This window comes from Pseudomonas sp. RL_5y_Pfl2_69, from assembly GCF_963970465.1.
Lineage (GTDB): Bacteria > Pseudomonadota > Gammaproteobacteria > Pseudomonadales > Pseudomonadaceae > Aquipseudomonas.
Genome location: NZ_CAXAOU010000007.1, coordinates 199,043 through 225,566 on the forward strand (window position 1 = coordinate 199,043; position 26,524 = coordinate 225,566).

A 26,524-nucleotide genomic window follows, 5' to 3' on the forward strand; every position below is an offset into this window, starting at 1 on the left:
TTGCAGTGGTTTCTACAGGATTTGCTATGCTCGCGCCCTCGACCGCAAGCGCCAACATAGGCGTGTCCAGTTCACATTGAGCCTATTTATGTCTGCTGATACTCAAGCCACAACGGTGCGTTTTTCCCGTTCCGACTACAGAACCCTGGGCCTTGCCGCCCTGGGCGGGGCGCTGGAAATTTACGACTTCATCATTTTCGTGTTCTTCGCCCTGACCCTCAGCCAGCTGTTTTTTCCGCCGGACATGCCCGAATGGCTGCGTTTGCTGCAAAGCTTCGGGATTTTCGTGACCGGTTATCTGGCGCGTCCGTTGGGCGGGATTCTGATGGCGCACTTTGCCGACCATCTGGGACGCAAACGGGTCTTCAGCCTGAGCATCCTGATGATGGCGCTGCCCTGCCTGCTGATCGGGATCATGCCCACTTACGCGGATATCGGTTACTTCGCGCCGCTGATCCTGTTGGCGCTGCGCATCCTGCAGGGCGCGGCGGTAGGGGGGGAGGTGCCCAGTGCCTGGGTATTTGTGGCCGAGCACGCTCCGGCCGGTCGCCGGGGCTTTGCCCTGGGTTTCCTGCAAGCCGGGCTGACCTTTGGCTACTTGATTGGCGCCTTGACCGCGACGCTTCTCGCCCAGATGTTCACACCAGCAGAAATCCTCGATTACGCCTGGCGCTTTCCCTTCCTGCTCGGTGGCGTATTCGGTGTGATTGGCGTGTGGCTGCGTCGCTGGCTCAGTGAAACTCCGGTGTTTTTGGCCCTGCGCGAGCGCAAGGAAGGCCGGGCAGAGTTCCCGTTGCGCACGGTTTTACGTGATCACCGTGGGTCTTTGCTGCCGGCGGCGTTGCTGACCTGCGTCCTTACCAGCGCCGTGGTGGTGTTTGTGGTGATCACGCCGACCGTGATGCAGCAACGCTTTGGCATGACTGCCAGTCACACCTTTGCGTTGAGCAGCCTGGGCATTGTGTTTTTGAATATCGGCTGCGTGCTGGCCGGTCTGATCGTCGACCGTATTGGCGTCTGGCGCAGCATTGCGCTGTACAGCGTTTTGCTGCCACTGGGTATCGGCCTGTTGTACGCCAGCCTGGTTGGTCAGTGGGCACTGCCAGGCCTGGCCTATGCATTTGCCGGTTTGACCTGCGGGATTGTCGGGGTGGTGCCGTCGGTGATGGTTGGCCTGTTTCCTGCGCCGATCCGCGTCTCGGGCATTTCGTTTACCTACAACATCGCCTACGCACTCTGGGCCAGCACCACGCCGTTGCTGCTGATCGCGCTGATGCCGTGGAGTCCGTGGGTGTGCGTGGCGTTCTGCGGGGTGATGGGGGTGGTCGGGTTGCTCACGGCTCGGCGCTATGGTTCCAGCGGTGCCACTCAGGTCGAACAGCGCTTGTTGGCCAAGGCCGAGATGTAAGGGTTTGACCTTCTGTCATCGCAGTGATTGCTGGCTTTAATAGGAAGCATTACTATTCGCGCCCCACCTGTGTAGTCCCCTGCGATGACTCAGAAAGTGCCCCGTAAAACGGGCTTCTTTGACCATTACGAAGAGTTGATCGGAACCTGGACCCGGCGCCTGCGCAACCGACAGCAGGCCCAAGACCTCGCCCATGACACTTTTGTCCGCGTGCTCGAATCCAATCTGGATGCGGTCGAGCAACCGCGTGCGTATTTGCACCAGACAGCACGCAATATCGCGGTGGACGGTTTTCGTCGTGAAGAACTGCGCGACGCCAAGGAGCAGGCAGGTGCTGCTTCAGGGGCGGGCGAAACCGGCGATCCGGAGCAGTACATGCGCGCCCTGCAGTTGGCTGAGTCGGTTGAAAGGGCACTGCAGGAACTCCCGATCAATTGCCGTAAAGTCTTTGTCTGGCAGAAGATCGAAGGCCTCACCCAGGCCGAAATTGCCGAGCGCCTGGGGCTGTCCAGGAACATGGTAGAAAAGTATATGATCCGCACCCTGCGCCATCTGCGTGAACGTGTGGGGTCTGCGTGATGACATCGGTAAAGGATTGCATGATGGATACACGTGACTGTACGTGTGACAGCGCGAGCGTGCGCGATGCTGCCGCGACCTGGTTTGCGCGGGTGCAGGCGCAGACCCTGAGCGTGGCCGAGCAGGCCGAATTCGAGGCCTGGCTTGCTCAGCACGCCAGCCATGAAGTGGAATACCAATGGCTGGCCAGCCTGTGGTCCGCTGCCGACCTGTTGCCCAAGGCCCGACTGCAGGCGTTGTGCGAAGCGCCGGCACCCAGGCTTCAACGCCGCTCGTTCCTGGCTTACGGGCTGGCCGCGAGTGTTGTGGCAGCAGTGGCCGGGGCGGGTCTGTGGATGCAGCTGCACTCCTCAGCGGGCTACCAGGCAGAGTTCGCCACGGCGATGGGCGAGCGGCGCACAGTGACCTTGCCCGATGGTTCATCCATTGAACTCAATGGCCGCAGCCAGGTACGGGTCAATTTCGAACGCCGCCAGCGCACGGTCGAGCTGCAACAGGGCGAGGGAATGTTCAGCGTGGCCCGGGATGCCGACAGACCGTTTGTGGTTCAGGCCGGGGCCGGGCAGGTGACAGTGACCGGTACCCGTTTTGATGTGCTGCGTGAGGGGGACCAGGCTCGGATCGCGGTGGAGTCAGGGCATGTGCGGGTGCAGGGTGCCAATCCGGACGCAGCGGTCAACCTGACGGCGGGGCTGGGTACGGTCGTCGACGCGCAGGGGCAGGTGGCTGCCGCGGAGCCCGTCAACACTCGAACGCTGACGGCCTGGCGCAGGGGGCAACTGGTGTTTGAGGACGCCACCCTGGGTGAAGTGGCCGCGCAAGTGTCCCGTTATCGCGACAAGCCTGTGCACGTGAGTTCCCCGGCGATTGCCCGGTTGAGGTTGTCCAGCGTGTTCAAAACCGATGACACCGATGCGCTGCTCAAGGCCTTGCCACAGATCCTGCCGGTCGCTGTCCGGGCGCGAGCAGACGGCAGCCAGGAAATCATTGCCCGAAAATAATTGGGCAATCGATTCAGGTTTTTTTCGAGTTCTTCGTCTTCTTGATCAACTGCAACTGGTTTGCATTAACAGTCGCTCTCAAGTGCGATCCACAGGGCAAGACTCGACGTGAAAAACAACAATCTTCGTGGGCGACTTTTTTCGCTTGAAACACCTTTGAGCACTCCAGCTTCTATTCCCCGAACGCGCTTGCTGCCGCTGGCGTTGGCCCTGGCGGTCAGCGCAGCGATGCCGGGTGCCTTTGCCGGGCAATCCCGGTCGAATGCCATTCACATTCAGTCCCAACCCTTGGGTGGCGCATTGAGCCAGTTGGCTCAACAGACCTCGCTGCAGGTGTTTTTCAACCCGCAACTGGTGGCGGGCAAGCAGGCGCCTGCGGTCGATGGCAACCTGTCGCCCGAGCAGGCCCTGGCGCAGTTGCTGCAGGGCAGTGGCTTAAGCTACGCGCTGGATGGCGATGCGGTGACCCTGGGGGTGGCGCCAACGGTCAGTGCCGCACCTTCCGGCCCGCTGGAGCTGGGGCCGGTGGATGTGAAGGTGGTCGGTAACTGGCTGAGCGATGCCAATGACGCGGTGGTGCAGAATCATCCGGGCGCCCGGACGGTGGTGCGTCGCGAGGCAATGGTCGAGCAGGGCGCGATGAACGTCAGTGACGCGCTCAAGCGTATTCCGGGGGTGCAGGTGCAGGCGTCCAACGGTACCGGCGGCAGCGATATCTCGCTGAACGTAGGCGTACGCGGCTTGACTTCACGGTTGTCGCCGCGCTCCACCGTGTTGATCGACGGTATTCCGGCGGCTTTTGCGCCCTATGGCCAGCCACAGTTGTCGATGGCCCCGATTTCGTCGGGCAACCTGGACAGCATCGATGTGGTGCGCGGTGCCGGCTCGGTGCGTTATGGACCGCAAAACGTGGGCGGGGTGATCAACTTTGTCACCCGGGCCATTCCTGAAACTTTCCAGGGCGAAGTGGGCACGACGCTGGAAACGTCCGAGCGCGGTGGCTGGAAGCACATTGAGTCGGCGTTTCTGGGCGGCACGGCAGACAACGGCATGGGTGCCGCGCTGCTGTACTCGGGGGTCAAGGGCGATGGCTACCGGGCGCGCAACAATGACAACGATATCGATGACGTGTTGCTTAAAACCCACTGGGCGCCCACTGATCAGGATGACTTCACGCTCAACTTCCACTACTACGATGCCACCGCAGACATGCCCGGCGGCCTGACCCAGAAGCAGTTCGATGCCGATCCGTACCAATCGTTGCGCGACTACGACAGCTTCACCGGGCGGCGCAAGGACGTGTCCTTCAAGTACCTGCGCCAGATTGACGACCAGACCCAGTTTGAAGTCCTGACCTATTACACCGACAGCTTCCGTGGCAGCACGATTGCTGCACGAAACCTGCAGACGCTGGCTTCGTATCCGCGCAGTTACCACACCTTCGGCATCGAGCCGCGGGTGTCCCATGTGTTCACGCTGGGGCCCGTGACACAGGAAGTGGGTGTGGGCTATCGCTACCTCAAGGAGGCGATGCACGAGGAGGCCAGCCAGGTCTTGCTGGTGAATAACGTCCCAGTGCCGGGGCCGGGAGCTGACGGTCATGTGTACCAGGATCGCACCGGAGGCACCGAGGCCAACGCCTTCTATATCGATGACAAGATCGATGTGGGTAACTGGACGGTCACTCCGGGTATCCGTTTCGAGCGCATCAGCACCCAATGGCACGACCGCCCGGTACTGGCTAACAACGGTGTGCCGGTGCTTGAGAAGAAGCGCAGCATCGACAGCAGCGAAGCCCTGCCGGCCCTGAGCGTGATGTATCACCTCTCGGACGCCTGGAAGCTGTTTGCCAACTACGAAACCTCGTTCGGCAGCCTGCAATACTTCCAGCTGGGGCAGGGCGGTGTCGGCGATGCGACAGCGGCAGGCCTGCGCCCTGAAAAGGCCAAGACCTACGAGCTGGGTACGCGCTACGACAATGGCGTGTGGGGCGGTGAAGTGACGCTGTTCTACATCGATTTTGCCGACGAGTTGCAATACGTCAGCAACGATGTGGGCTGGACCAACCTGGGGGCCACCAAGCACCAGGGCCTTGAAACCTCGGTCCACTACGACATGTCGGCACTGGACGCGCGCCTTGACGGGTTGTCGCTGAATGCGGGTTTTACCTACACCAAGGCGACATCCGAGGGTGACATCCCGAACTTCAAGGGCCGTGACCTGCCGCTGTATTCGCGTCAAGTGGTCAACCTGGGGGCGCGTTATGTGGTCAACCGCTGGACCTACAACCTGGACATGTTTGCCCAGTCCCAGCAGCACGCCCCCGGCACGGGCGGGGTATATATCACTGACCCGACGCCGGATGGCCAATACGGTGATATTCCGGGTTATGCCACCTGGAGCACCCGGGTGGGCTACGACTTTGGGCCAGAGGCGTCGAACCTGAAGGTCGGTGCGGGCATCAAGAACCTGTTCAACCAGACGTACTACACCCGCTCCAGCGACAACAACTCAGGCATCTACCTGGGCGAGCCGCGTACATTCTTCGTGCAGGCGAGTGTAGGGTTCTAAGCGACCGGTACAGGGGGAGATGCTTGACCTAGACGCGCAAGATCCGCCCGCTGATGGCCACGGCCATCAGCATGGCGGTGATCAGCAAAAAGGCAATGCTCAGGCTGCTGGCATGGGCGATAAAGCCGATGGCCGCAGGCCCTGCCAGAATCCCGGCATACCCCAGGGTGGTAATGGCCGGCACGGCGATGTTTTCCGGCATCACGGTCTGTTTGCCAACGGCGGTGTACAGCACCGGGACGATGTTTGAACACCCCACGCCCACCAATGCATACCCCAGCAGCGCCACTTCCCAGCCGGTCCCCAGTGTTGCCAGGGCCATGCCGGCTGCGGCGAACATTCCGCCCAGTACAATTACCCTTCGGGCACCCAGACGCTTGACGATGGTGTCGCCCATCAATCGACCTGCGGTCATGGTCAGGGCGAACGCGGCATAGCCGAGCCCGGCGTAGGCTTCGCCGATGTTTTTTTCGGTGGTCAGGAATACCGCGCTCCAGTCGAGCATTGCGCCTTCGGCCAGAAACACCGTAAAGCACAGTAACCCGATAAACAGCACCACGCCGTGGGGCACGGCAAACGCCGGGCCGGTGCTTTCGCTGCCATACGCCAGCAGGTGGGGAGCCGCTTTGAGCAGGGCTGCGAGTATCAGCACAATCACCACGACAATCGCCCACAGGGGTGACAGGCCCAACGCAAGCAGCGCGCTGACTCCGGCAGCACCGGCGATCCCGCCCACACTGAACAAGCCATGAAAGCCAGACATCATGTTGCGTCCGCTGGCGCGTTCAACGATCACGGCCTGCAGGTTGACGGTAGAGTCAACGGCGCCCAGCCCTGCACCAAATACAAAGAGCGTCGCGATCAGCAGCGCCAGGGAACTGGCAGTCGCCAACAGCGGCAGCGCGAGGCAGATCAGCAGGGTTCCACCGATCAAAACCCGCCTGCAGCCAAAGCGCGTGGCCAGAATCCCGGCGATGGGCATGGCCAGGATCGAGCCTGCGCCCAGACACAGCAGTAACAGCCCCAGGGTGGCCTCATCCAGCCCGGCCCGCGCTTTGGCATAGGGCACCAGTGGCGCCCAGGCTGCGAGCCCGAAACCGGCGATAAAAAAGGCAATGCGGGTCGACATTTGTTCGAGACGCCCCGGCACAAGGGGCATTTGGGTGTTGATGGCGGTCATGGTCATCCTTGGAATACGGGCTGTGGTGCGGTGCGGCGTGACATCCTTGCATATTTGCAGCCGGTGTCGCGAGGGCGCTGGCACAGGGGTTTGCGAGAGTGGTTGAATAGCGCGCTTGCTCACTCAACTGCCTATGGTGCGTATTTTATGGATAAGAACTCTAACCCTGCAGTGCAATTGCTCAACCCGGCCGGCCTGTATGACCCTGCACCCAACGGCTATTCCCATGTTGCCCGCCTGGCACCCAATGTGCGCCTGGTGTACACCGCAGGCCAGGGTGGTGAGAACGCCGACAGCCATTTGTCACCCGACTTCGCCGAACAGGTGCGCCAGGCATTTGCCAACCTGCAGATTGCCCTGGCAGCAGCTGATGCGCAGATCAAGGACGTGGCCAAGATCACCGTACTGATCGTGGATCACAGCATGGAGAGGTTGCAGATTCTGGGCGCTGAAGTGGCGCGGGTGTGGGGCGCGCTGCCAGCACCGGCCTGCACCTTGATCCCGGTGCCGCGGCTGGCGCTGGACGAGATGTTGTTCGAGGTTGAGGCTGTGGCGGCAGTCGCGGTCTGACGTTATTTGTGATCTTGACCTGTAGATACTCTGTTGCCAGCCGGCCTGTTCAGAGAAATGTGCTTCGCTAAAAAGGTCGGCCTGTAGGCCGCCTTGGCGGGCAGTTGATCTTGTTTTTGCACTGGTTTTTGATCTGCCTGCCCTTCGGGAGGCCGGAGCGAGGGAACCTGAGCGCAGCGAGGGCCGTACGCCAGGGCAAGGCCTTTTTGGTTCCTTTTGTGGCTGTTTGACAAAAGGGACTCGCCGTAAGGGCGAAACCATCGTTTCAGTTAACCGCGAATGCTGGATATGTACCCCGTGTAACAGTTGTTTTGCGATGCGCCCGCACCTATGTCGAGTACATATCCATTCGATATGTCACGACTTTCTACGGGTTCCGCCCTTACGGCGTGTCACTTTTTCCAAACGCCGAAAAAGTAACCAAAAAGGCTTGCCCTACCATACGGCCGCCTCGCCCCAGGCTCGGCGGTTCCCTCACTCCGGCACTGTTATGAGGGCACGCCGCGACGGGCCATCCATGGCCCATCGCGGCTGGCGCGGCGTCCTGCCGCGCCACCCCCATAACAGCACCTGCGTTCGGCCTTCTGTGATGGGCATTCGCGTCGTCTGGACATACGTGCGGCTCCAGCAAAAGAACAATGCATCGCAGACGTCACAGATCCCTACGAAAAACGGTTTAGCGCCAACATACAAGTGGCTGCGTTCCTCAGCGGCTACAGGCGTAGGGTCCAAGGATCAGACTTGCAACAAGCGCTCCCTGAGCTTGCCGATTTCGTCGCGCATTTGCGCGGCGGCCTCGAACTCCAGGTCGCGGGCCAGGGCATACATTTTTTCTTCCAGCTGGCGTATGCGCTTGCTGATCTCGCTCGGCGAGCGCAGTTCGTTTTCGTATTTGGCGTTTTCTTCGGCGGCTTTGGCCATACCTTTGCGCTTTTTACTGCGCGAACCCGGTACGACCGCACCTTCCATAATGTCGGCAACGTCCTTGAACACACCTTTGGGGGTGATGCCGTTGGCGAGGTTGAAGGCGATCTGCTTCTCGCGACGACGCTCTGTTTCGCCAATGGCCCGCTCCATCGACCCAGTGATCCGGTCCGCATAGAGAATCGCCCGGCCATTGAGGTTGCGCGCCGCGCGGCCAATGGTCTGGATCAATGAGCGCTCTGAACGCAGGAAGCCTTCCTTGTCGGCATCGAGAATCGCCACCAGCGACACTTCGGGCATGTCCAGGCCTTCACGCAGCAGGTTGATGCCCACCAGCACATCAAACACGCCCAGGCGCAGGTCGCGAATGATCTCGACCCGTTCCACGGTGTCGATGTCCGAGTGCAAGTAACGCACGCGCACGCCGTGGTCGGCCAGGTAGTCGGTCAGGTCTTCAGACATGCGTTTGGTCAACGTGGTGACCAGTACCCGCTCTTCCAGCGCGACCCGCTTGGCAATCTCGGACAGCAAGTCGTCCACCTGGGTCAGTGCAGGGCGAATTTCAATTTGCGGGTCGACCAGGCCGGTCGGACGCACCACTTGCTCGACCACACGGCCCGCGTGCTCAGCTTCGTAATTGCCGGGGGTGGCCGAGACGAAAATCGTTTGCGGGCTGATGCGCTCCCATTCATCAAAGCGCATCGGCCGGTTGTCCAGTGCCGAAGGCAGGCGGAAGCCGTACTCCACCAGGGTCTCTTTACGCGAGCGGTCGCCTTTGTACATGGCGCCTACCTGCGGCACGCTGACGTGGGACTCGTCGATGACCAGCAAGGCATCCGCCGGCAAGTAGTCGAACAGGGTCGGTGGCGGCGCACCGGATTCGCGGCCCGAGAGGTAGCGCGAGTAGTTTTCGATGCCGTTGCAGTAACCCAGCTCCATGATCATTTCCAGATCGAACCGGGTGCGCTGCTCCAGCCGTTGGGCTTCGACCAGCTTGTTATTGGCGCGCAGGTACTCGAGGCGCTCCTTGAGTTCCTCCTTGATGCCTTCGACGGCGTCCAGCAGGGTTTCGCGCGGGGTCACATAGTGGCTTTTGGGATAGAAGGTAAAGCGCGGCATCTTGCGGATGACTTCGCCGGTCAGCGGGTCAAAGGCGCTGATACTTTCGACTTCATCATCGAACAGCTCGATGCGCACGGCTTCCAGATCCGACTCTGCCGGGTAAATGTCGATCACATCGCCACGCACCCGAAATGTCGAGCGGGCGAAATCCATGTCATTGCGGGTGTATTGCAGGTCGGCCAGGCGGCGCAGCAGCTCGCGCTGGTCCAGTTTGTCCCCGCGATCGACGTGCAACACCATCTTCAGATAGGTTTCAGGGCTGCCCAAACCATAAATGCACGACACCGTGGTCACGATAATCGCGTCCTTGCGCTCCAGCAGCGCCTTGGTCGCGGACAGGCGCATCTGTTCGATGTGGTCGTTGATCGAGGCGTCTTTCTCGATAAAGGTATCGGAGGAGGGCACGTAGGCTTCGGGCTGGTAGTAGTCGTAGTACGAAACGAAGTACTCCACGGCGTTGTTCGGAAAGAACGACTTGAACTCACCATACAGCTGAGCTGCCAGGGTTTTGTTGGGCGCCAGTACCAGCGTGGGGCGATTCACGTGGGCGATCACGTTGGCGATGCTGAAGGTTTTGCCTGAGCCCGTTACCCCGAGCAGGGTCTGGTGCGACAGACCGGCCTCGATGCCTTCGATCATCTGACGAATGGCTTCGGGTTGATCACCCGCAGGCTCGAAGCGGGTAACAAGCTGGAAATCGGACATGAAGGACCTCGGGGTTTGCTTCTATAAAGGCAGTGGCCCTTATAAGCGCATGCGACTCAAGCCGCAGGAAAAAACAGAATATGGGTAAATATGGAGGTGATGCCTGACTGTTTCAAGGCGCTGCTCTGACACGGCCATCCTGGCAAAGATTGCAATTGGACCAGTGGCCTGAAAATAAACTCAAATTCTTGGCCAAAACCGGTAATAGCCTGTTGCCCGAATCGTGATCGGGCTTATACTTGCTCCCCGTTTGTGCACCGCTCTAGTGCAATCGGCTGGAGCGTTGTCACCCCCTCCATTCTCCATTCAGAGCCGCCGTAATAATGAGCCTGTTCTCCGCTGTCGAAATGGCACCACGCGATCCTATCCTGGGCCTCAACGAAGCATTTAACGCCGATACCCGTACCAGCAAAGTGAATCTGGGGGTTGGTGTTTACTGCAACGAAGAGGGACGAATTCCGCTCTTGCGTGCCGTTGTCGAAGCCGAAACGATTCGGGTTGCTCAGCATGCGTCGCGCGGCTACTTGCCGATCGACGGTATTGCTGCCTACGACCAAGCTGTTCAGAAACTGCTGTTTGGCGCCGAGTCGCCACTGCTGGCTGCTGGCCGAGTGATCACCACTCAAGCCGTGGGCGGTACTGGCGCGCTGAAAATCGGTGCTGACTTCCTCAAGCAACTGCAGCCAAATGCTGTGGTCGCTATCAGCGATCCAAGCTGGGAAAACCACCGTGCCCTGTTCGAAACCGCGGGCTTCCCGGTTCAGAACTATCGCTACTACGACGCTGCCAGCCATGACGTCAACCGTGCCGGCATGCTCGAAGACCTCAATGCCTTGCCAGCCGGTTCCATCGTTGTGCTGCACGCGTGCTGCCACAACCCGACCGGTGTCGACCTGACCCCGGCCGACTGGCAGAACGTGCTGGACGTGGTCAAGGCCAAGGGCCTGATCCCGTTCCTGGACATGGCCTACCAGGGCTTTGGCGACGGCATCGACGAAGACGCCGCGGCAGTGCGCCTGTTTGCTGAGTCGGGCCTGAGCTTCTTTGTTTCCAGCTCGTTCTCCAAGTCGTTCTCGCTGTACGGCGAGCGTGTAGGCGCACTGTCGATCATCACCGAGTCTGCGGATGAGAGCGCTCGCGTTCTGTCCCAGGTTAAGCGTGTGATCCGCACCAACTACTCCAACCCGCCAACCCACGGTGCAACCATCGCCGCTGCAGTGCTCAACAGCCCAGAGCTGCGTGCCATGTGGGAAGAAGAACTGGCCGAAATGCGCCTGCGCATTCGCGGTATGCGTCTGCAAATGGTAGAGCTGCTGTCGAAAAAGGCTCCGGGGCATGATTTCAGCTTTGTGGCGCGTCAGCGCGGCATGTTCTCGTACTCCGGTCTGACTGTTGAACAAGTGACGCGCCTGCGTACCGAGTTCGGCATCTACGCCCTGGACACCGGCCGAATCTGCGTTGCTTCCTTGAATCAGCGCAACATTGAAGCCGTAACCGACGCCATTGTTCAGGTCATCTGAATAATGCATGGAGAAGTCATCGAAAGTGTTGACTTCTCTATTTATATCAGTAAGATAGACGCCATTCCGCGATAGCTCAGTTGGTAGAGCAAATGACTGTTAATCATTGGGTCCCTGGTTCGAGTCCAGGTCGTGGAGCCAGATAGTAAAAAAGCCGCTAGCGATAGCGGCTTTTTTTTGCCTTAAATTTGGTGTGTGGGGCCAGATACCCCTCAGGCTGAGGCCGGCCCGTTTTTCTCGTGCACGCCCTCAATATCCCCCAGCAGGGCTTTTGGATCGCAAGGATCCCGAATGGCCTTATGTTTCTAGCAGCCACCCACCTCAACACTCCATAGCTCAAGCGCGCGGGTATCAAGAAAGCACTGGCGTTTAGCCAGCTATTTGCGGCCAGCACCGTTTTTTTATGCGCTCCATCACGAATATCGCTATTCGATAATAAAAATCGTTTACACCTATCTGAGAATGATTATTATTGGCTTCAGTGTTTGCTCGCTCAAAGGACCTGTGTCAGTGATCAGAACTTCTCCGGTATTTTCCCGACTTCAAGACGGGAAGAGCGTCTACGGCATGCTCAACTCCCTGCCTTCACCCATGCTCTGTGAAATGCTCGCGTTTGCCGGGTATGACTTTGTAATCCTCGATCTTGAGCACTTGCTGCGCTCCGAAGAAGACCTCATGCATTGCATCAGGGCGTGTGAGGCTGCCGGTATTTCTCCCTGGCTGCGCCTGCCCCAGGTTGACGAAAAGCTGATCGGCAGGGCACTGGATGCCGGTATCGAAGGGATCGTCCTTTCACGTACCGAAAGCGCAGCGCACGTTCAGCGCGCCATCGAAGCCGCCCGTTTCCCGCCCTTGGGCAAGCGCGGAATCACCGGCGGGCGCATCACCGGATTCGGTCGTGTGCCATTACCCGAATACATCGAACTGGCCAACCGCCAGACTCCCATCATTCCCATGATCGAAAGCCGCGCCGGGGTCGATGCCCTGGGCGACATCCTGCAATTGCCGGGGGTCGGCATGGTCATGGAAGGCGCGCTGGACCTGTCCCTTGATCTCGGTCTGGGGCCCGACCCTCTCAACCCTCACGTCTGGCAAATGCTGCAAGACATGGCTGACGCCTGCCTCGCCGCTGAAGTGCCTTTTTGCGCAAACCCCCGCACCGCTGAACAGAACGCGTTCTGGCGAGCCCGGGGTGTACGCAGTTTTCTGGCCGGTGAAGACCGCGGCTTATTGCACAACGCATTGAAAGCCCGCCTGCATTCTCTCCAACAGCAATAAAGAGTCGACGTAGATCAATGAAAACAACAACATACCTACACTTTTCACTCAGTCTCATCACGCTTGGCATTTGCCACGCCGCCCTGGCTGCCGATCAACCCCCTGCCAGCAGTCTGGAGCTGGCGCCCATGACGATTCAGGGTGACGTGCTCGGTGCTGCCAGCGATCAGGACGTGCGTACTTACGCCGGCAGTCGCAGCGTGGTCGATTCAAGCGACCTGAAAAAAGCCAGCGCCCGTGGCCTGGACGACGCCCTGCAGCGGGTACCCGGGATCAAGATCTTTGACGAGACCGGCACCGGTGCCTTGCCGCAGATTTCCGTGCGCGGACTCTATGAGAGCCGCAGCGGCCGGATCCAGGCCTTGTCCGATGGTATCCCCCTGGCCCTGGCGCCCTATGGCCAGACCGGTCTTTCGCTGTTTCCGATGACCATGGCCACGGTCGATCGTATTGATATCGTGCGCGGGGGCGCAGCGGTGCAATACGGCCCGAACAACGTTGGCGGGGTCATCAACTTCATCAGCAAGCCGATTCCCCGCGAGTGGGAAACCACGTTGCAGGAGAAAACCACCTTCAACCCTGGCGGGCGCCAGTTGTGGGACACCTATCTGGGCACCGGCGGCTACCTGACCGACAACTTCGGCCTGCAACTGGATATCAACACCCTGAGCGGCGAATACGGTCGCGAACACTCTGACACCGATGTCCAGAACTACCGCCTGCGCGGCCAGTGGAACATCGACGACGATCGTGACCTGAGTTTCGGTGTGCAGCACTACAAGGCCGACATGGACCTGGCCGGGGCGCTCAGCGTGAAGGATTACAAGGCTGATCCGCGCCAGTCGACGCGTCCGCTGGACCGCTTCGAAGGCGATACCAATCGCGTGTGGGGCACCTACACCCAGCGCCTGGGTGCGATGGGCCCATTCGATTCCGTGGAAGTGAGCTGGACCAACTTCGCCCACAACAGTTACCGCAACTTCGTGGTCGGCCTGCCGTTCACCCCGGACGGAACGGCAGTCACCAAACAGGACGGTCCCCGTGACTTCAAGGTCTGGGGTACGGAGCCGCGCATCAGTGCCACGGTCGATGGCGACAACGTCGGCCAGACCTGGCTGCTCGGCGCCCGCTATGTCAGCGAAGACATCGATTACAAGGTCAACCGCCAGAGCCTCGCGACCGGCGTGACGGCGCCGTTCCGCGACTGGAAGTTCGATGACAACGCCCGTGCCTTCTACATCAGCAACGCCATCAGCCTGCTCGATCATCGCCTGACCATCACGCCGGGCGTGCGCTATGAAAACGCCCGCATGAATTACAGCGACGGCATCACCGGGTTCGAGCGCGAGAACAAATCCGAGGAATGGCTGCCGGGCCTGACCGTGGGGTATCAGGCAAACGACGCCTGGTATGTCTACGCCAATGCCCAGAAGTCCCTGCGTCCGCCCCAGGTCACGCAGATCGTCAAGGAAGGCGCTGTCGGTGCCGAACTGGCGTGGAACTACGAGACCGGTGTGCGCTATACCCCGTGGGACGGCATGCGCGTCGACTTCAACCTGTACCGCATCGACTTCGACGACCAGATCGCCTACAACGCTACGACCGACCGCTTCGACAACCTTGGCAGCACCCGTCACCAGGGTTTCGAGACCGATATCTTCTGGACCCCGCAAGCCATGCGTGATCTGGACTTGCATGCCGGTTATGCCTACCTCGATGCCAAGCAACGCAACGGAACATTCAAGGACAACGAAGTACCGTACTCCTCGCGTAACCAGTTCATGGTTGACGCTCGCTACCGTTTTGCCGAGCACTGGACCTACAACCTTGACGGCCTGTACATCAGCAAGGCCTACACCGATGCCGCGAATACCCGCGATGAAAATGCCTCGGCCAGTGTGGGTGAGCTGCCTGCTTACTGGGTCTGGAACACGGCCGTGGAGCGCGAGTTTCCGCTGGCAGACAAGAGCGTCCTGACCGCTTCTGCGGGCATCAGCAACCTGTTCAACCGCGAATACTATTTCCGCGGTATCGATACCGCCCCTTGGGGTCGTCAAGCCGCGCCCGAGCGTTCGCTCACCCTAGGCGTCAATTACCGCTTCTAAACCGCGCACACGCGCCTACGTCAACCAGTTGCCCGATCCTCAGGGACGGGCAACTGCTGCCCCCAGGAAACTGCCATGCAACGTCCATTCGTCATCCTTGCCCACGTCGCACATCCAGCCATTCTCGAGGGTTTCTTGCCTGCAGCCCACACGCGCGGGCTGCCGATCGTGGTGATCACTGACCACGCCCAGGAACACCGGCGCCTGCTCGCCACTTCACCCATTGCACCGGACCAACTGCACGTTATCGAGTGTGATGTGTTCAATCCGCTGGCTGTGATCGAGACGCTCAACGCCCAGGGTCTTCGCCCGGTTGCCGTGTTCTCCAACAGTGATCACCTGCAAACCGCAACGGCAGTGGTGGCCGAGGCGTTCGAATGCCCGGGCAAGGACTGGCGACTGTGTTATGCGGCGAAGAACAAGGCAGCCATGCGCGAGCGCATGCAGCGGCTGGGTTTGCCCGGACCGTGGTTTCAGGTACTGACATCGAACGCCCGGGTGCCGAGCGATGCGCCATGGCCAGTGGTCGCCAAGCCTCGTGAAGGCGTCGCCAGCCTGGACGTCAGGCTCTGTCACAACGCGGCCGAACTCAGCGCTTACTGCGAGCAGTTCTGGCAACAGCAACCGGACCGGGCGCTGTTGCTGGAAGCCTACATGGAGGGGCCGCTGTTCACCCTCGAAACCCTGGGCGACGGGCGTAATCTGCAAGCCATTGGCGGCTTCGACGTGACCCTTTCTGCGCCGCCGCATTTTGTGGAGCTCGCCGCACGCTGGAACGGCCACCTCAGTTGCGCGCAGCGTTCTGCGGCGCTGGCACAAGTGGCTGCATTCGGGGTCAATTTCGGCGTGTGCCACAGCGAGTTCATTCTGACCGCCCAAGGCCCGGTACTGGTTGAAATCAACTATCGCAGTATCGGGGATGGCCGGGAGTTTCTGCTTGACCGGCTGCTGCCGCAAGGGTGGTTCGATCGTATTGTTGCCGTGCATTTGGGGCACGCCCTGAGCGCTGCGCAACCGGCGCAAGCCCAGGCCACCGTGCATTACCTGGTAGCCGACCGCAGCGGGCGCCTGGACCAGGCCAGCGCCAGTTTCAACGTCGAGCGAGAAGGGCACTGGTGTGATTACCGGGCGTTGCAGCATGCGGGGGATACGGTAACCATCAGCCATTCCAACAAGGACTATGTCGGTGTGCTGCGCCTGATCGCGCCGGATGATGTCAGCCTCGATGCGCAACTGAATTCGACCCTGAATGACCTGAAATGGGTGGTGGCATGAGCCTGCAACAAGAGGTCGCCGATCAGGGGTTCATCACCCGGCGCATCATCGATTGTTGCCTGCGCGAAGACATTCGCGGGGTTGTCAGCCAGGGGCAGGTTGGCCCGCTGCCCGAAGCGTTGAGCCCCTATCTGGATCACCAGCCCGGCGCCCACTGGCTGCGTATCGCCCATTTGGGCGCCGACGAGCTATGGCTGCCCGTTGTCAGGGCTTATCCGTTGCAGGACTGGATCGGTACAGGCGACGCCTGGATCAAGGTTTCGTCGCAACAACCGGTCGAGGTCCAGCGCGGCTATCCGCTCTGGCTGGGGCATCTGAGCCAGGGGCTGGATGAAGAGAGCCTGACGCTGTTCGCGGCGTATCTGAAAGAAGCGGATTGCGCCACTGAACATCGGACCCTGTGCAATCAGGCTTACCTGCGCTTTGCACCCGAGCTCGGTCATGTGATTGCACTCAAGGACTGGTCCCGGCGGCTGCTGAAGATCGACCAGCTGGCGAGCTATCTGGATCACCCGTTCTATCCCACGGCGCGGGCCAAAAGCGGCTTCGACGGGGCTGCGCTCAAAGGCTACGCCCCGGAGTTTGCACCGCGTTTCGAACTCAACTGGCTGGCAATTCCCAACCAGGCGCTGACCCTCACCAGCCCGCAACCGCCGCACTGGCCGGACTTCGAGGAGGTCGGCCTGTCACCGACCTTGCACAACAGCCATTCACTGTTGCCGGTTCATCCGCTGACCTGGGCCGAGCTTGAGCACCATGGCTTGCCTGAAGGCACGCTCAAGGCTCCACGCACCGCCATGCAGGTAGAGCCCACGCTGTCCGTGCGAACGGTGGTGTGCATCGACCAACCGCAGTGGCACATCAAGTTGCCATTGCTGGTCAGCACCCTCGGGGCGCGCAATTTGCGCCTGATCAAACCGAGCACCCTGTATGACGGCCACTGGTTTCAAACCACCTTGCTGGCCTTGACCGAGCGCGATACGGCGCTGGCATCGCGGTATCTGCACGTTGATGAAAAGCATGGCGGACATGCCGACCAGAACCGTCATCTGGCCTATATCGTGCGCCGCTACCCCGAGGGGCTGGAAAACACCACGCTGGTGCCTGTCGCTGCGCTGGCCAGTCCGCTACCCGATGGGCGACTGTTTCTCGAACAACTGGTCGAGGGTTTCTACGCAGGTTCATTGCACCACTGGCTCAACGATTATTTCGACCTGCTGCTGCAGGTCCATCTGAGGCTGTGGTTGCACTACGGCATCGCACTGGAGGCCAATCAGCAGAACGCCGTGCTGATTTTCGAAGAAGGTCAGCCATTGCGTCTGTTGATGAAGGACAACGACGCCGCGCGCCTGTGGCCTCTGCGCTTCGCTGCTGCCTGCCCGGATCTCGCCGACCTGCCGACGACGCTGCTGGATGAGCGCATTCGGGTCGACAGCACCCAGCCCTTGGCCGAGATGTTCTGCACCATCACCTTGCAGTTGAACATCGTGGCCATTGTCGAGGCCATTGCGGTCGCGGGTCTGGCCACCCGGTCCAGCCTGTACGGTGCCTTGCGTCAGCGTCTGACGCACTGTCTGGAGCAGCTCGAAGCAGAAGGCATCAACTGTGACGATGCACGCCTGTGGCTGCTCGACAGCCCGAGGCTGCCGGTCAAGTACCTGCTCAGCGCAGGCAGCCTGTTCAGCAAGGCGCATTCCGGTGCCAGTGACATCAACAAGTTCTATGGCTACAGCGCGGCGAACTTCCTGCTGGCGGAGGCGCCATGCAACGCCGTCTGATCACCAGCGTCCTGCTGGGGCATTTCCTGTCGGCCTTTACGGCATTGGGTATTCCGCTGTACCTGCCGCGCATCCTCGCCGATCTGGCGCCCAACACCCCCGGCTGGGCCATTGGCGTGCTGTTTGTATTGCCGACACTGTGCACCGCACTGGCAGCGCCGATCTGGGGGCGCTGGGCCGACCGCAACGGCTGTCGCCTGTCGTTGCTGCGTGCTCATGCCGGGCTGTTTGCGGGGTTTCTGCTGGCAGGCTTCAGTCCCAACCTGACCGTGTTCGTCCTGGCGTTGATCATCCAGGGCACCTTCGGAGGTGCGATGGCAGCGTCCAACGCCTACCTGTCGACCCAGCTCAAGGGCGGCGACCTATCCCGAGCCCTTAACTGGACGCAGTACTCGGCACGCCTGGCGATGATCAGTGGTCCGATTTTGCTCGGGCTGATGACCTCCAAAGGCCTGGGGTTGAGCCTTTACAGCTATCTGGCCTGGTTGCCGCTGCTGGCCTTTGTGCTGGTGCTGGCATTGCCCAACGACAAACCCGGACGGGCCCTGGACAGCAAAAAAACCGAGGTATTGGGCGAGCTGCCGCCCGATATGGCGCGGTTGCTGGCGGTGCAGTTTTTATTCAGCTTCGCGATGGTCGTCACCTTTCCCTACTTCATGCCGTTCGGCGAGCAATTGGGAATTGGCAGCGACACCTTGATCGGCGTGCTCTACAGCCTGCCGCACCTGGTGTACCTGCTGGCCTTGCCCTGGGTACACAGGCATCAGGGCAACCTGCTGTTGCCGGGGCTGGCGCTGCTGGCAATCAGTAACGCACTGCAGTTCTGGAGTGTGCAGGCCGAGCCTTTATTCGCCCTGCGACTGCTCAGCGGGGCGGGCATGTTGCTCAGTTTTGTCGGGTTGCACCGCTGCCTGAGCCAGCGCAGCCGCCAGGGCAGTGCAGGGCGCCTGTTCGGTTGGTTCGACTCCAGCGGTAAATGGGCCGGAACCGCTGCCGGCGTCACCGCCGCCGTGGTCAGCCAGACCTGCGGCATTGCCTCTCCGTTTCTTGTTGCGTGCCTGGCGGCCATGATGGCCATGGTCCTGGCGCGACCTCTATTGATGACTTCCCGGGAGATTCCGGCATGACGTTCGCTAGCAATACCCCATCGCTGCACACCGTATCCCTGCATGACCATGCCCTTGATGGCGAAGCGCAGCGACATGCCATCGAGTGCCTGCTCAATTGCTATTTGCGCGAATACGCATTGCCACGCAATGAAGCCAGCCTGGACTATCAGGCACAGGACTTGCCGATGAGCCTGCGCCAGGGCAATGGCCGTTGCATCAGCATTCGCCTGCCAGGCGGCCGGTTGGTTGTACGCATCGACCGCGCCAGCCTGCTGGGTCGTTGTCACTACACCAGCGCCCCTTATTTCAAAGGCAATAACCAGAGCTGGCGCCCGCTGGACGCCCATGAACTGGCACGCCTGCTGTGTACCCCGCTAAGTGGCGCCGAGCGCGTCGGCGAGATGTTGCAGCAAGTCGCCAACAGCCTGCAGATCACCCGTACCTTCCTGCGCCATTCCCGTCCTGCCAATCAAGTGGCCGACAGCCTGCTGGCATCCGAGCAACATCAGCTGTGGGGCCACGCACTGCACCCGACCCCGAAGAGCCGCGAGGGTATTTCCCATGAGGATTTGCTGGCCTGCTCGCCGGAAGTCGGTGCGCGTTTTCAGTTGCACTGGTTCAAGGTCGATCCGGCGCTGATCAGGCATCAGGGCGAAGACCCGCGCAGCACCTTGCGCGAACTGTCGGGGCGCGACGACGCCTATCCATGCCACCCCTGGGAAGTCGCGCGCATTCTCGCCGATCCGCTGGTTCAGCGGGCCCAGCAACAGGGGCTGATTGCCTACCTCGGCGTTCTGGGCCAGTCCATGTACCCGACGTCGTCGGTGCGCACGCTCTATCATCCGCAGCTGCCGTATTTCATGAAATTCTCGATGCACGTGCGGCTGACCAACTGCGTGCGCAAGAACGCCTGGTATGAGCTGGACAGTGCCGTCGCTCTGACCCGGCTGCTCGGCCCTGTCATGAACGAGCTGGCGACGCAGCAACCGGGCTTCAGGCTGATGCCCGAACCCAGTGCCACCAGCCTGGACCTCAGTGCTTTGGGCACCCTTGAACAGGCCCGGGAAGTCACTGAATGCTTCGGCATCGTGTACCGGGAAAACCTGTGCGCCGCTGACCGCGAGCGCTATCAGCCGCAGGTGGCAATGGCCCTGTTCACCTGGGACCAGCAAGGTCGCAGCGTGTGCCGTGAGCAGGTACAGCGCTATGCCGACCGCTCCGGTTTGAGCATGGAGCACGCCACGCTGAACTGGCTGGATGCCTATGCCGCCCGGATGCTCGGCGGCGTGCTGTATTGCCTGTTCCGTCAGGGTGTGGCCCTGGAGCCGCACTTGCAGAACACCGTCATCGGTTTCGCTGAGGACGGGCTGCCAAGCCAGGTGTGGATCCGCGATCTTGAAGGCACCAAGCTGGTCCCGGAAATCTGGCCAGTTGAACGCCTGAGTGCACTGGATGAACGTACCCGCAACTCGGTGTATTACAGCGCGCAAAAGGCCTGGCAACGGGTGGGCTACTGCGCCCTGGTGAACAATCTGGGTGAGGCGGTGTTCCATCTGGCCAACGCCAGTGCTGAGCTGGAGCAACAGCTGTGGGCACGTATCGGCGAGCTGCTGCAGGCGCAATCAGCGTGTCTTGGCCACCCTCGGCAACTGCGTGAGTTGTGCGCCGGGGCGCCATTCCCGAGCAAGGAGAACTTCATGACACGCCTGATGATGCGGGCTGATCGTGAAGCCGGTTACACCCAGTTGCCCAGCCCGCTGGCAATTATTGAAAGGAGTCAATGCGCATGAACCTTCCTGCATCCGTCACCCACTGCATCGAGCAGCTCAAGGCTGAGCACGACGCGCCGTTGTGTGCCTACGTCTACGATCTGTCAGCCCTTGAACGGCACGTAAAGGCCATGCGTCAGGTGCTGCCCCGAAACTGTGAATTGTTCTACGCCGCCAAGGCCAATCCGGAAGCCCGGGTGCTGAAAACCCTTGCGCCCTGGGTCGACGGTTTTGAAGCGGCCTCGGGGGGCGAACTGACGTGGCTGCATGAGCAGTGCCCCGACCAGCCGCTGATCTTTGGAGGCCCCGGCAAGCTCGATCGTGAGCTGGATATCGCCCTGCAGTACCGGATATCGGCGTTTCATGTGGAGAGCGTGACTGAGCTGCGCAGCCTGGCACGTATCGCCCGCGAACGCGGCGTGCAGGCCCCGGTGATGCTGCGGTTGAATTTGAAGCTGGCCCAGGCACCCCGCAGTCGCCTGGTCATGGGCGGTAAACCCACGCCGTTCGGTCTGGATGAAGAGGGGCTCGCAACGGCCCTTCAAGTATTGGCTGAAGAGCCGTCCCTGGCGCTCAAGGGGCTGCATTTTCATCTGTTGTCGCACCAGCTGGATGTCGACGCGCACCTGGATTTGATCCGCAGCTATTGCCTGACCTTCCGCCAGTTGTGTACCGATCACAACCTGCAACTGCCGATCCTGAATGTCGGCGGAGGCATGGGCATCAACTATCAGGACCCGGCGCAGTCGTTCGACTGGCCAAGGTTCTGTCAGGGCCTGCAGGGGCTGATCGATGAGTTCGACATGGGTGCCACCCGCATCCGGTTCGAAATTGGCCGCTTTATCAGCGCTGCATGCGGCTACTACGTCATGCAGGTACTGGACATTAAAAGCAGTCACGGCGAGTTCTTTGCCATAGGCCGCGGCGGTACCCATCACTTCCGCACGCCTGCGGCTCAAGGCCACGACCATCCGTTCACGGTAGTGCGAGGTGCGCAGCCCGCACAGATCAGCCATCAGACGGTCACGCTGGTGGGGCAGCTGTGTACACCCAAGGACGTGCTGGCCCGACAGCAGCCAGTGGCGCACCTGGCGATAGGTGACTTGCTGGTGTTCACCCTCGCGGGCGCTTATGCCTGGAACATCTCGCACCAGAACTTCCTGATGCACGAGCCACCCCTGAAGGTGTTTATCGAGGGTTGAAGCAGGGCAGTACGGCTGCGGGAGGGAGCAGGCTCGCTCCCGCAGCCGATGAACATCACGGCACGACGGGCAGCGGTGTCACGTTCGTGACGCTGTGGGCGGGCATCATTTCCCAGGCATCACGGGGCTCGTCCAGATCGCGGTTGAGGGTTTCCGGGGTCTTGAAGGTGGTGTACAGGGTAATCAGTGTCAGTAGCGACAAGTAGCAGGCAATCGGCAGCCAGGCGCCGATACCGGCACTGGCATCGCCATCGTGGCTTGCCACGACCAGGGCTATCAGGCCTGCGCCAATCAGTGGCGCGATGCCTCCGGCGATCACGGCCGAAGCTTCCCTGGCGATCGATACGCCCATATAGCGGTGACGCGAACCAAACAATTCGGGCATGAGCGCAGCCTGAGTGCCGAACATTCCCCATGTACCGATACCCAGAGCGATGGAGATGGCAATGATGCTCGCCACCACGTTGCCCTGACTCAGCACCCACCACACCGGAAAGGCCAGTACCAGTTGCAGCATGGCAAAGGCCCGGTAGACCACCACACGACCAAAGCGATCGCTGAGCTTGCCGGCAATCGGCACCGTCAGCGCGCCAAGGCTGGCGGCGCAGATCAATGTCAGCACGCCCACCGGCCCTTGCAGACCCACCACGCCAACGATGTAACTCACCGCCAGGGCCTGATAAATCGAAGATCCACCGTTCTCTCCCAGGCGCAGGCCAATGCCGAGCAGCAAGGTGGGCCTGGAGTGTTTCATGGCACTTTTAAGCGGGTTGTCACAGACGCGCTTGAGTGCCTTGAGGCGGATAAATGTCGGCGACTCCTTGAGCGACAAGCGCATGTACAGGCCCAGGGCAACAATCACCACGCTGCTGAAAAACGGTATGCGCCACAGTCCGCTCTCCAGCACGTTGTCACTGCTGCTGATCACCATGAAGTACACCAGGGCCGCGAGAATGGTGCCCAGCTGGATGCCCAGGAACGGCAGGGCGGCATAGAAGCCGCGTCTGCCTTCGGGGGCGTACTCGGTCATCATGACGGCTGCGCCTGCCTGTTCGGCACCCGCGCCAAGGCCTTGAAGCAGACGCAGAACCACCAGCAGTACCGGTGCCAGGTAGCCCACTTGTTCAAAAGTGGGCAGGGCGCCAATCAGGGTGCTGGAAACACCCATCAGCAGCACCGTGGACGTGAGCACGAACTTGCGCCCTACGCGGTCTCCGATCATGCCGAACAGAACACCACCCAGAGGCCGTATTGCAAACCCCAGGAAGTAAGTGCCGAAACTGGCAATCAGGCTCATGGTGCGGGTCTGTTCAGGAAAGAACAGCGGTCCGAAAATCAGTGCTGCGGCCAGGGTGTAGAGAGCAAAGTCGTAGTATTCCAGAGCACTGCCCAGGGAGCAGGCCCAGGCAGCGCGGTGCAAGTCTTTCTTGTGTGCTTGCGGTTCGGGGACCAGGTCAATGTCAGATGGAGAATGATCATGAGTCATGTTGGTACCTTCTGGTAGGTGCCTTTACGGCATCTTGTTATCGATAGGCAGCAGGGTTGCTTACAATTTCAGTCTCTGTATTTCCTGGAGCATGGCCTGCTCCATGATGTCGATGGGAGCGTCGTGTTCGGTGTACAACTCGATTTGCCGGCAGGCCTGGTGCACGAGCATGCGCGTGCCGCAAATCGTGGTGCAGCCCAGCGCGGCGGCTTGCAGCAGCAGGGCGGTCTGCACGGGCATGAACGCCACGTCCATGACAATCAGGTGGCTGGCCAGCAGGCCGTCCAGCGGGTTGCTGTCCGGTTGCTTGAAACCCACCGACGTTGCGTTGATGACGATGTCGAAGTCACGGGCTGAAAAGGCATCGACGCAGCCGCCCCATTGCGCACCCAAATCCTCGGCCAGTGCCTTGCCGCGCTCGCTGCTGCGGTTAAACACCGTGACCTGCGCGGCGGCTTGCAGGCAGCCGTAAACCACCGCCCGGGCAGCGCCACCGGCACCGATCACGGCAATCCGCTTGTTGTTCAGTTCGCAGACTTCCTGCAGGGCGCGCACAGCGCCCAGGTAGTCGGTGTTGTAGCCGGTGAGAACACCGTCGATGTTATTGATGGTGTTGACCGCACCAATCACCTGGGCGGACTCGTCGATCACATCCAGATGTGCCATGACCGCCGTTTTGTAAGGCATGGACACGTTCATGCCACGTATGCCCAATGCCCGGATGGCCGCTACGGCGGCCACCGGGTCTTCAACGCCAAAGCAGACAAAGGTGTAGTCCAGGCCCAACGCGGCGTAGGCGGCGTTGTGGATTTTTGCGGAGAGGGAAAACGGCGACCCCATGATCGAACCGCACAGGGTTGGCAGGGATTGGGGCATGGGTGCCTCCTTGAATTGGATTTATGAGTGGGGCAATGCCGCCACTTTCAACCCCTCCCGGCCTTGAGTGCCAATCGTATATGGTGATGCCGTGATCACGGATCGTGATCACCAAAAGAGCGGTGCCGCTGGTGTTGGATGTTGTGTGCCATTAACCCTGCAAGTGCTGTGAGAGTTTTCGTCGCCGCCGCCTCGTGCTACTCGTCAGCGGCTACAAGGCTGCCGCAAGGATGGTGTAGTCGCTGAGGAGCGGAGCGAGGCTGCGAACGGACACCACATAAACTCAGAAAAATACCGGACTCATCAGCTCAAGGCGGCGATCAGACGTTCAAGCTGTTTGCAGGCGCCATCGTCCAGTGGCGATACCGGCAAGCGCGGGTTGCCGACTTCCAGCCCGGTGGTGCGCAAACCGGCCTTGATGGTTGCCGGCAAGCCACCCTTGAGGATGAAATCCAGCAGGGGTAACTGGCGGTAAAACAACGCCCGCGCCTGTGTCAGGTCATTGGCCAAAACGGCTGCGTACAGCTCAAGGTTGAGTGCTGCAATCAAGTTGGGGGCAGCGGTACACCAGCCCTTTGCGCCTGCGGCAAAGGCTTCCAGTGCCAGAGGATTGCAGCCGTTGTAAAACGGTACCTGGCCCTCGCCCAGCAGTTGCAAGCGATGCATGCGCTGGATGTCTCCCGTGCTTTCCTTGACCATGGTGACGTTCTCCACGGCGTTGAAGATCCGCAGGATCAGCTCGGGCGACATGTCCGTGCCGCTGGTGGCCGGGTTGTTATAGAGCATGATCGGCAAATCGATGCTGCTGCCGATGGCCTGGTAGTGGGCCAGGATTTCGGCTTCGCTGAGCTTCCAGTAGGACGCAGGGAGCACCATGACCACATCGGCACCCCGGGCCTGGGCAAAACGCGCGCGACGTATGGCCTTGGCGGTGGTCAAATCGGAAACGCTGACCACGGTCGGGATCCGCTTGGCCACGTGCTGGATGCTGAAGTCGCACACCTGGTCCCATTCAAGGTCACTCAGGTAGGCGCCCTCGCCGGTGCTGCCCAGAGGCGCGATGGCCTGTACGCCGCTGTCGATCAGGCGGTCTATGGATTGCCCCAGGGCATCCAGGTCCAGGTGTTCGCCGTCAGCGGAAAAAGGGGTGATGGTATAGCCGATGATGCCGTGGATATCAGGTGTCGACATGTCAATGTCCTTGAGGGAAGTGGTGGTCAGTTGAGGCAATCGGCATGACGACGAAGGTTCTGGCGCGCGTAATAGTTGAAGGCGGCGGTGTGGCGTTTGGGCCTGGCAATCCAGTCATGGGCTTCGCGGCCCAGTTCAGGCTGGATCGGCTTGATTTCACCGGCGGCCATGGCCAGCAATTGCAGCTTGGCGGCGCGCTCGATCAACTGCGCAATCACGCAGGCTTCCTCAATGCTGGCGCCGGTCGACAACTGACCGTGATGGGAAAGCAGCACCGCCCGTTTGTTGCCCAGTGCAGCGGCAATCAGTTCGCCTTCTTCATTGCCCACCGGCACACCCGGCCAGCCTTCAAGAAACCCGCAGTCGTCATACAGCGGGCACAGGTCCATGTGGGAAATCTGCAGCGCAACTTCCAGCATCGACAACGCGCTGACATGGGTAGGGTGGGTGTGAATGATGCAGTTTACGTCCGGGCGGGCCCGGTACACCCAACTGTGGAAACGGTTGGCCGGGTTGGGCATGCCGTGCCCTTCAAGCACCTCCAGGTCCTCGTTGACCAACAGTAGATTGCCCGCGCTGATTTCGTCGAAACCGAGCCCCAACTGTTGGGTGTAGTAGGTACCGGGTTGCGGGCCGCGAGCCGTAATTTGCCCGGCCAGGCCTGAGTCATGGCCGTTTTCAAACAAGATACGGCAGGTAAGTGCCAGCTTTTGCCGGTCAGTCCACGTATTATCCGCCAGGGTGTGTTGCATCTGCTGCAGTGCTTGCTTGACCAATTGGTCCTTGGGGAGTGTTAGCGTCTTACCCATTAAGGTGTCCTCTGATGCGTTCAATAAGCGTCGAGTGCGCCGTTCACTCATCTCTGGGGAGGGTAT

19 protein-coding genes and 1 tRNA gene are annotated in these 26,524 nt (G+C 60.6%); 14 read left to right on the forward strand and 6 right to left on the reverse strand.

Annotated elements, in window-relative coordinates; translation table 11 throughout:
• The first annotated feature begins 88 nt into the window (after positions 1-88).
• The 4 genes from AACY07_RS14290 (at position 89) to AACY07_RS14305 (ending at position 5,559) form a co-directional block, all read left to right on the forward strand.
• Positions 89-1,408: an MFS transporter gene (locus AACY07_RS14290; protein WP_219261238.1), complete on the forward strand. Its 1,320-nt coding sequence runs from the start codon at positions 89-91 to the stop codon at positions 1,406-1,408.
• Positions 1,409-1,492: 84 nt separating this feature from the next.
• A complete protein-coding gene (locus tag AACY07_RS14295) occupies positions 1,493-1,987 on the forward strand; it encodes a sigma-70 family RNA polymerase sigma factor (protein ID WP_133077610.1) in 495 nt (164 codons plus the stop codon).
• A 23-nt stretch (positions 1,988-2,010) separates the two neighbouring features.
• Positions 2,011-2,988 (forward strand): FecR family protein, encoded by a 978-nt coding sequence (locus AACY07_RS14300; protein ID WP_339475457.1) that lies wholly within the window; start codon positions 2,011-2,013, stop codon positions 2,986-2,988.
• A gap of 228 nt (positions 2,989-3,216) precedes the next feature.
• A complete protein-coding gene (locus AACY07_RS14305; protein ID WP_339475551.1) occupies positions 3,217-5,559 on the forward strand; it encodes a TonB-dependent siderophore receptor in 2,343 nt (780 codons plus the stop codon).
• 28 nt (positions 5,560-5,587) lie between these two features.
• Here the strand turns inward: AACY07_RS14305 and AACY07_RS14310 are convergent, their stop codons facing one another.
• Entirely contained in the window at positions 5,588-6,739 is a 1,152-nt protein-coding gene (locus AACY07_RS14310; protein WP_326427085.1) for an MFS transporter, read from the reverse strand.
• A 147-nt stretch (positions 6,740-6,886) separates the two neighbouring features.
• Between AACY07_RS14310 and AACY07_RS14315 the strand changes: the two genes are divergently transcribed.
• Positions 6,887-7,309, forward strand: a complete 423-nt coding sequence (locus AACY07_RS14315; RefSeq protein WP_339475460.1) for a RidA family protein — start codon at positions 6,887-6,889, stop codon at positions 7,307-7,309.
• 735 nt (positions 7,310-8,044) lie between these two features.
• Here the strand turns inward: AACY07_RS14315 and uvrB are convergent.
• The gene (gene uvrB / locus AACY07_RS14320; protein ID WP_133077615.1) at positions 8,045-10,060 is read right to left on the reverse strand and encodes an excinuclease ABC subunit UvrB; all 2,016 of its coding nucleotides are present in this window, start codon (positions 10,058-10,060) and stop codon (positions 8,045-8,047) included.
• 323 nt (positions 10,061-10,383) lie between these two features.
• Here uvrB and AACY07_RS14325 point away from each other — a divergent pair, with 323 nt between their 5' ends.
• The 9 genes from AACY07_RS14325 to AACY07_RS14365 all read left to right on the forward strand — a co-directional run bounded on the left by AACY07_RS14325 (position 10,384) and on the right by AACY07_RS14365 (position 22,096).
• On the forward strand, positions 10,384-11,580 hold the full coding sequence (locus AACY07_RS14325; RefSeq protein WP_339475462.1) for an amino acid aminotransferase: 1,197 nt from the start codon (positions 10,384-10,386) through the stop codon (positions 11,578-11,580).
• Between the two features lie 65 nt (positions 11,581-11,645).
• Positions 11,646-11,721 (forward strand) — tRNA-Asn (locus AACY07_RS14330).
• A gap of 369 nt (positions 11,722-12,090) precedes the next feature.
• A complete protein-coding gene (locus AACY07_RS14335) occupies positions 12,091-12,858 on the forward strand; it encodes an HpcH/HpaI aldolase family protein (RefSeq protein ID WP_339475464.1) in 768 nt (255 codons plus the stop codon).
• 17 nt (positions 12,859-12,875) lie between these two features.
• On the forward strand, positions 12,876-14,963 hold the full coding sequence (locus AACY07_RS14340; protein ID WP_339475467.1) for a TonB-dependent receptor family protein: 2,088 nt from the start codon (positions 12,876-12,878) through the stop codon (positions 14,961-14,963).
• A gap of 75 nt (positions 14,964-15,038) precedes the next feature.
• Complete coding sequence (locus tag AACY07_RS14345) at positions 15,039-16,238, forward strand: ATP-grasp domain-containing protein (RefSeq protein ID WP_339475470.1); 1,200 nt, start codon at positions 15,039-15,041, stop codon at positions 16,236-16,238.
• Positions 16,235-18,016, forward strand: coding sequence for an IucA/IucC family protein (locus tag AACY07_RS14350; RefSeq protein WP_339475473.1), 1,782 nt, complete (start codon positions 16,235-16,237; stop codon positions 18,014-18,016). The genes AACY07_RS14345 and AACY07_RS14350 overlap by 4 nt, the downstream gene beginning before the upstream one ends.
• A complete protein-coding gene (locus AACY07_RS14355; protein ID WP_339475475.1) occupies positions 18,001-19,143 on the forward strand; it encodes an MFS transporter in 1,143 nt (380 codons plus the stop codon). The genes AACY07_RS14350 and AACY07_RS14355 overlap by 16 nt, the downstream gene beginning before the upstream one ends.
• Positions 19,140-20,915: an IucA/IucC family protein gene (locus tag AACY07_RS14360; protein ID WP_339475477.1), complete on the forward strand. Its 1,776-nt coding sequence runs from the start codon at positions 19,140-19,142 to the stop codon at positions 20,913-20,915. Before AACY07_RS14355 ends, AACY07_RS14360 begins: the two co-directional genes overlap by 4 nt.
• Positions 20,912-22,096: a type III PLP-dependent enzyme gene (locus AACY07_RS14365; RefSeq protein ID WP_339475479.1), complete on the forward strand. Its 1,185-nt coding sequence runs from the start codon at positions 20,912-20,914 to the stop codon at positions 22,094-22,096. Before AACY07_RS14360 ends, AACY07_RS14365 begins: the two co-directional genes overlap by 4 nt.
• Positions 22,097-22,151: 55 nt before the next feature.
• Here the strand turns inward: AACY07_RS14365 and AACY07_RS14370 are convergent, their stop codons facing one another.
• From AACY07_RS14370 to AACY07_RS14385, 4 genes are all read right to left on the reverse strand, one after another.
• A complete protein-coding gene (locus tag AACY07_RS14370) occupies positions 22,152-23,582 on the reverse strand; it encodes an MFS transporter (protein ID WP_133077628.1) in 1,431 nt (476 codons plus the stop codon).
• A gap of 60 nt (positions 23,583-23,642) precedes the next feature.
• Complete coding sequence (gene aroE / locus AACY07_RS14375) at positions 23,643-24,458, reverse strand: shikimate dehydrogenase (protein ID WP_339475481.1); 816 nt, start codon at positions 24,456-24,458, stop codon at positions 23,643-23,645.
• Between the two features lie 303 nt (positions 24,459-24,761).
• Positions 24,762-25,649, reverse strand: a complete 888-nt coding sequence (locus tag AACY07_RS14380) for a dihydrodipicolinate synthase family protein (protein WP_339475484.1) — start codon at positions 25,647-25,649, stop codon at positions 24,762-24,764.
• Between the two features lie 26 nt (positions 25,650-25,675).
• Positions 25,676-26,458 carry an aldolase gene (locus AACY07_RS14385; protein WP_339475485.1) on the reverse strand — a complete coding sequence of 261 codons (783 nt, stop codon included), beginning with the start codon at positions 26,456-26,458 and terminating at the stop codon, positions 25,676-25,678.
• Positions 26,459-26,524: the final 66 nt, after the last annotated feature.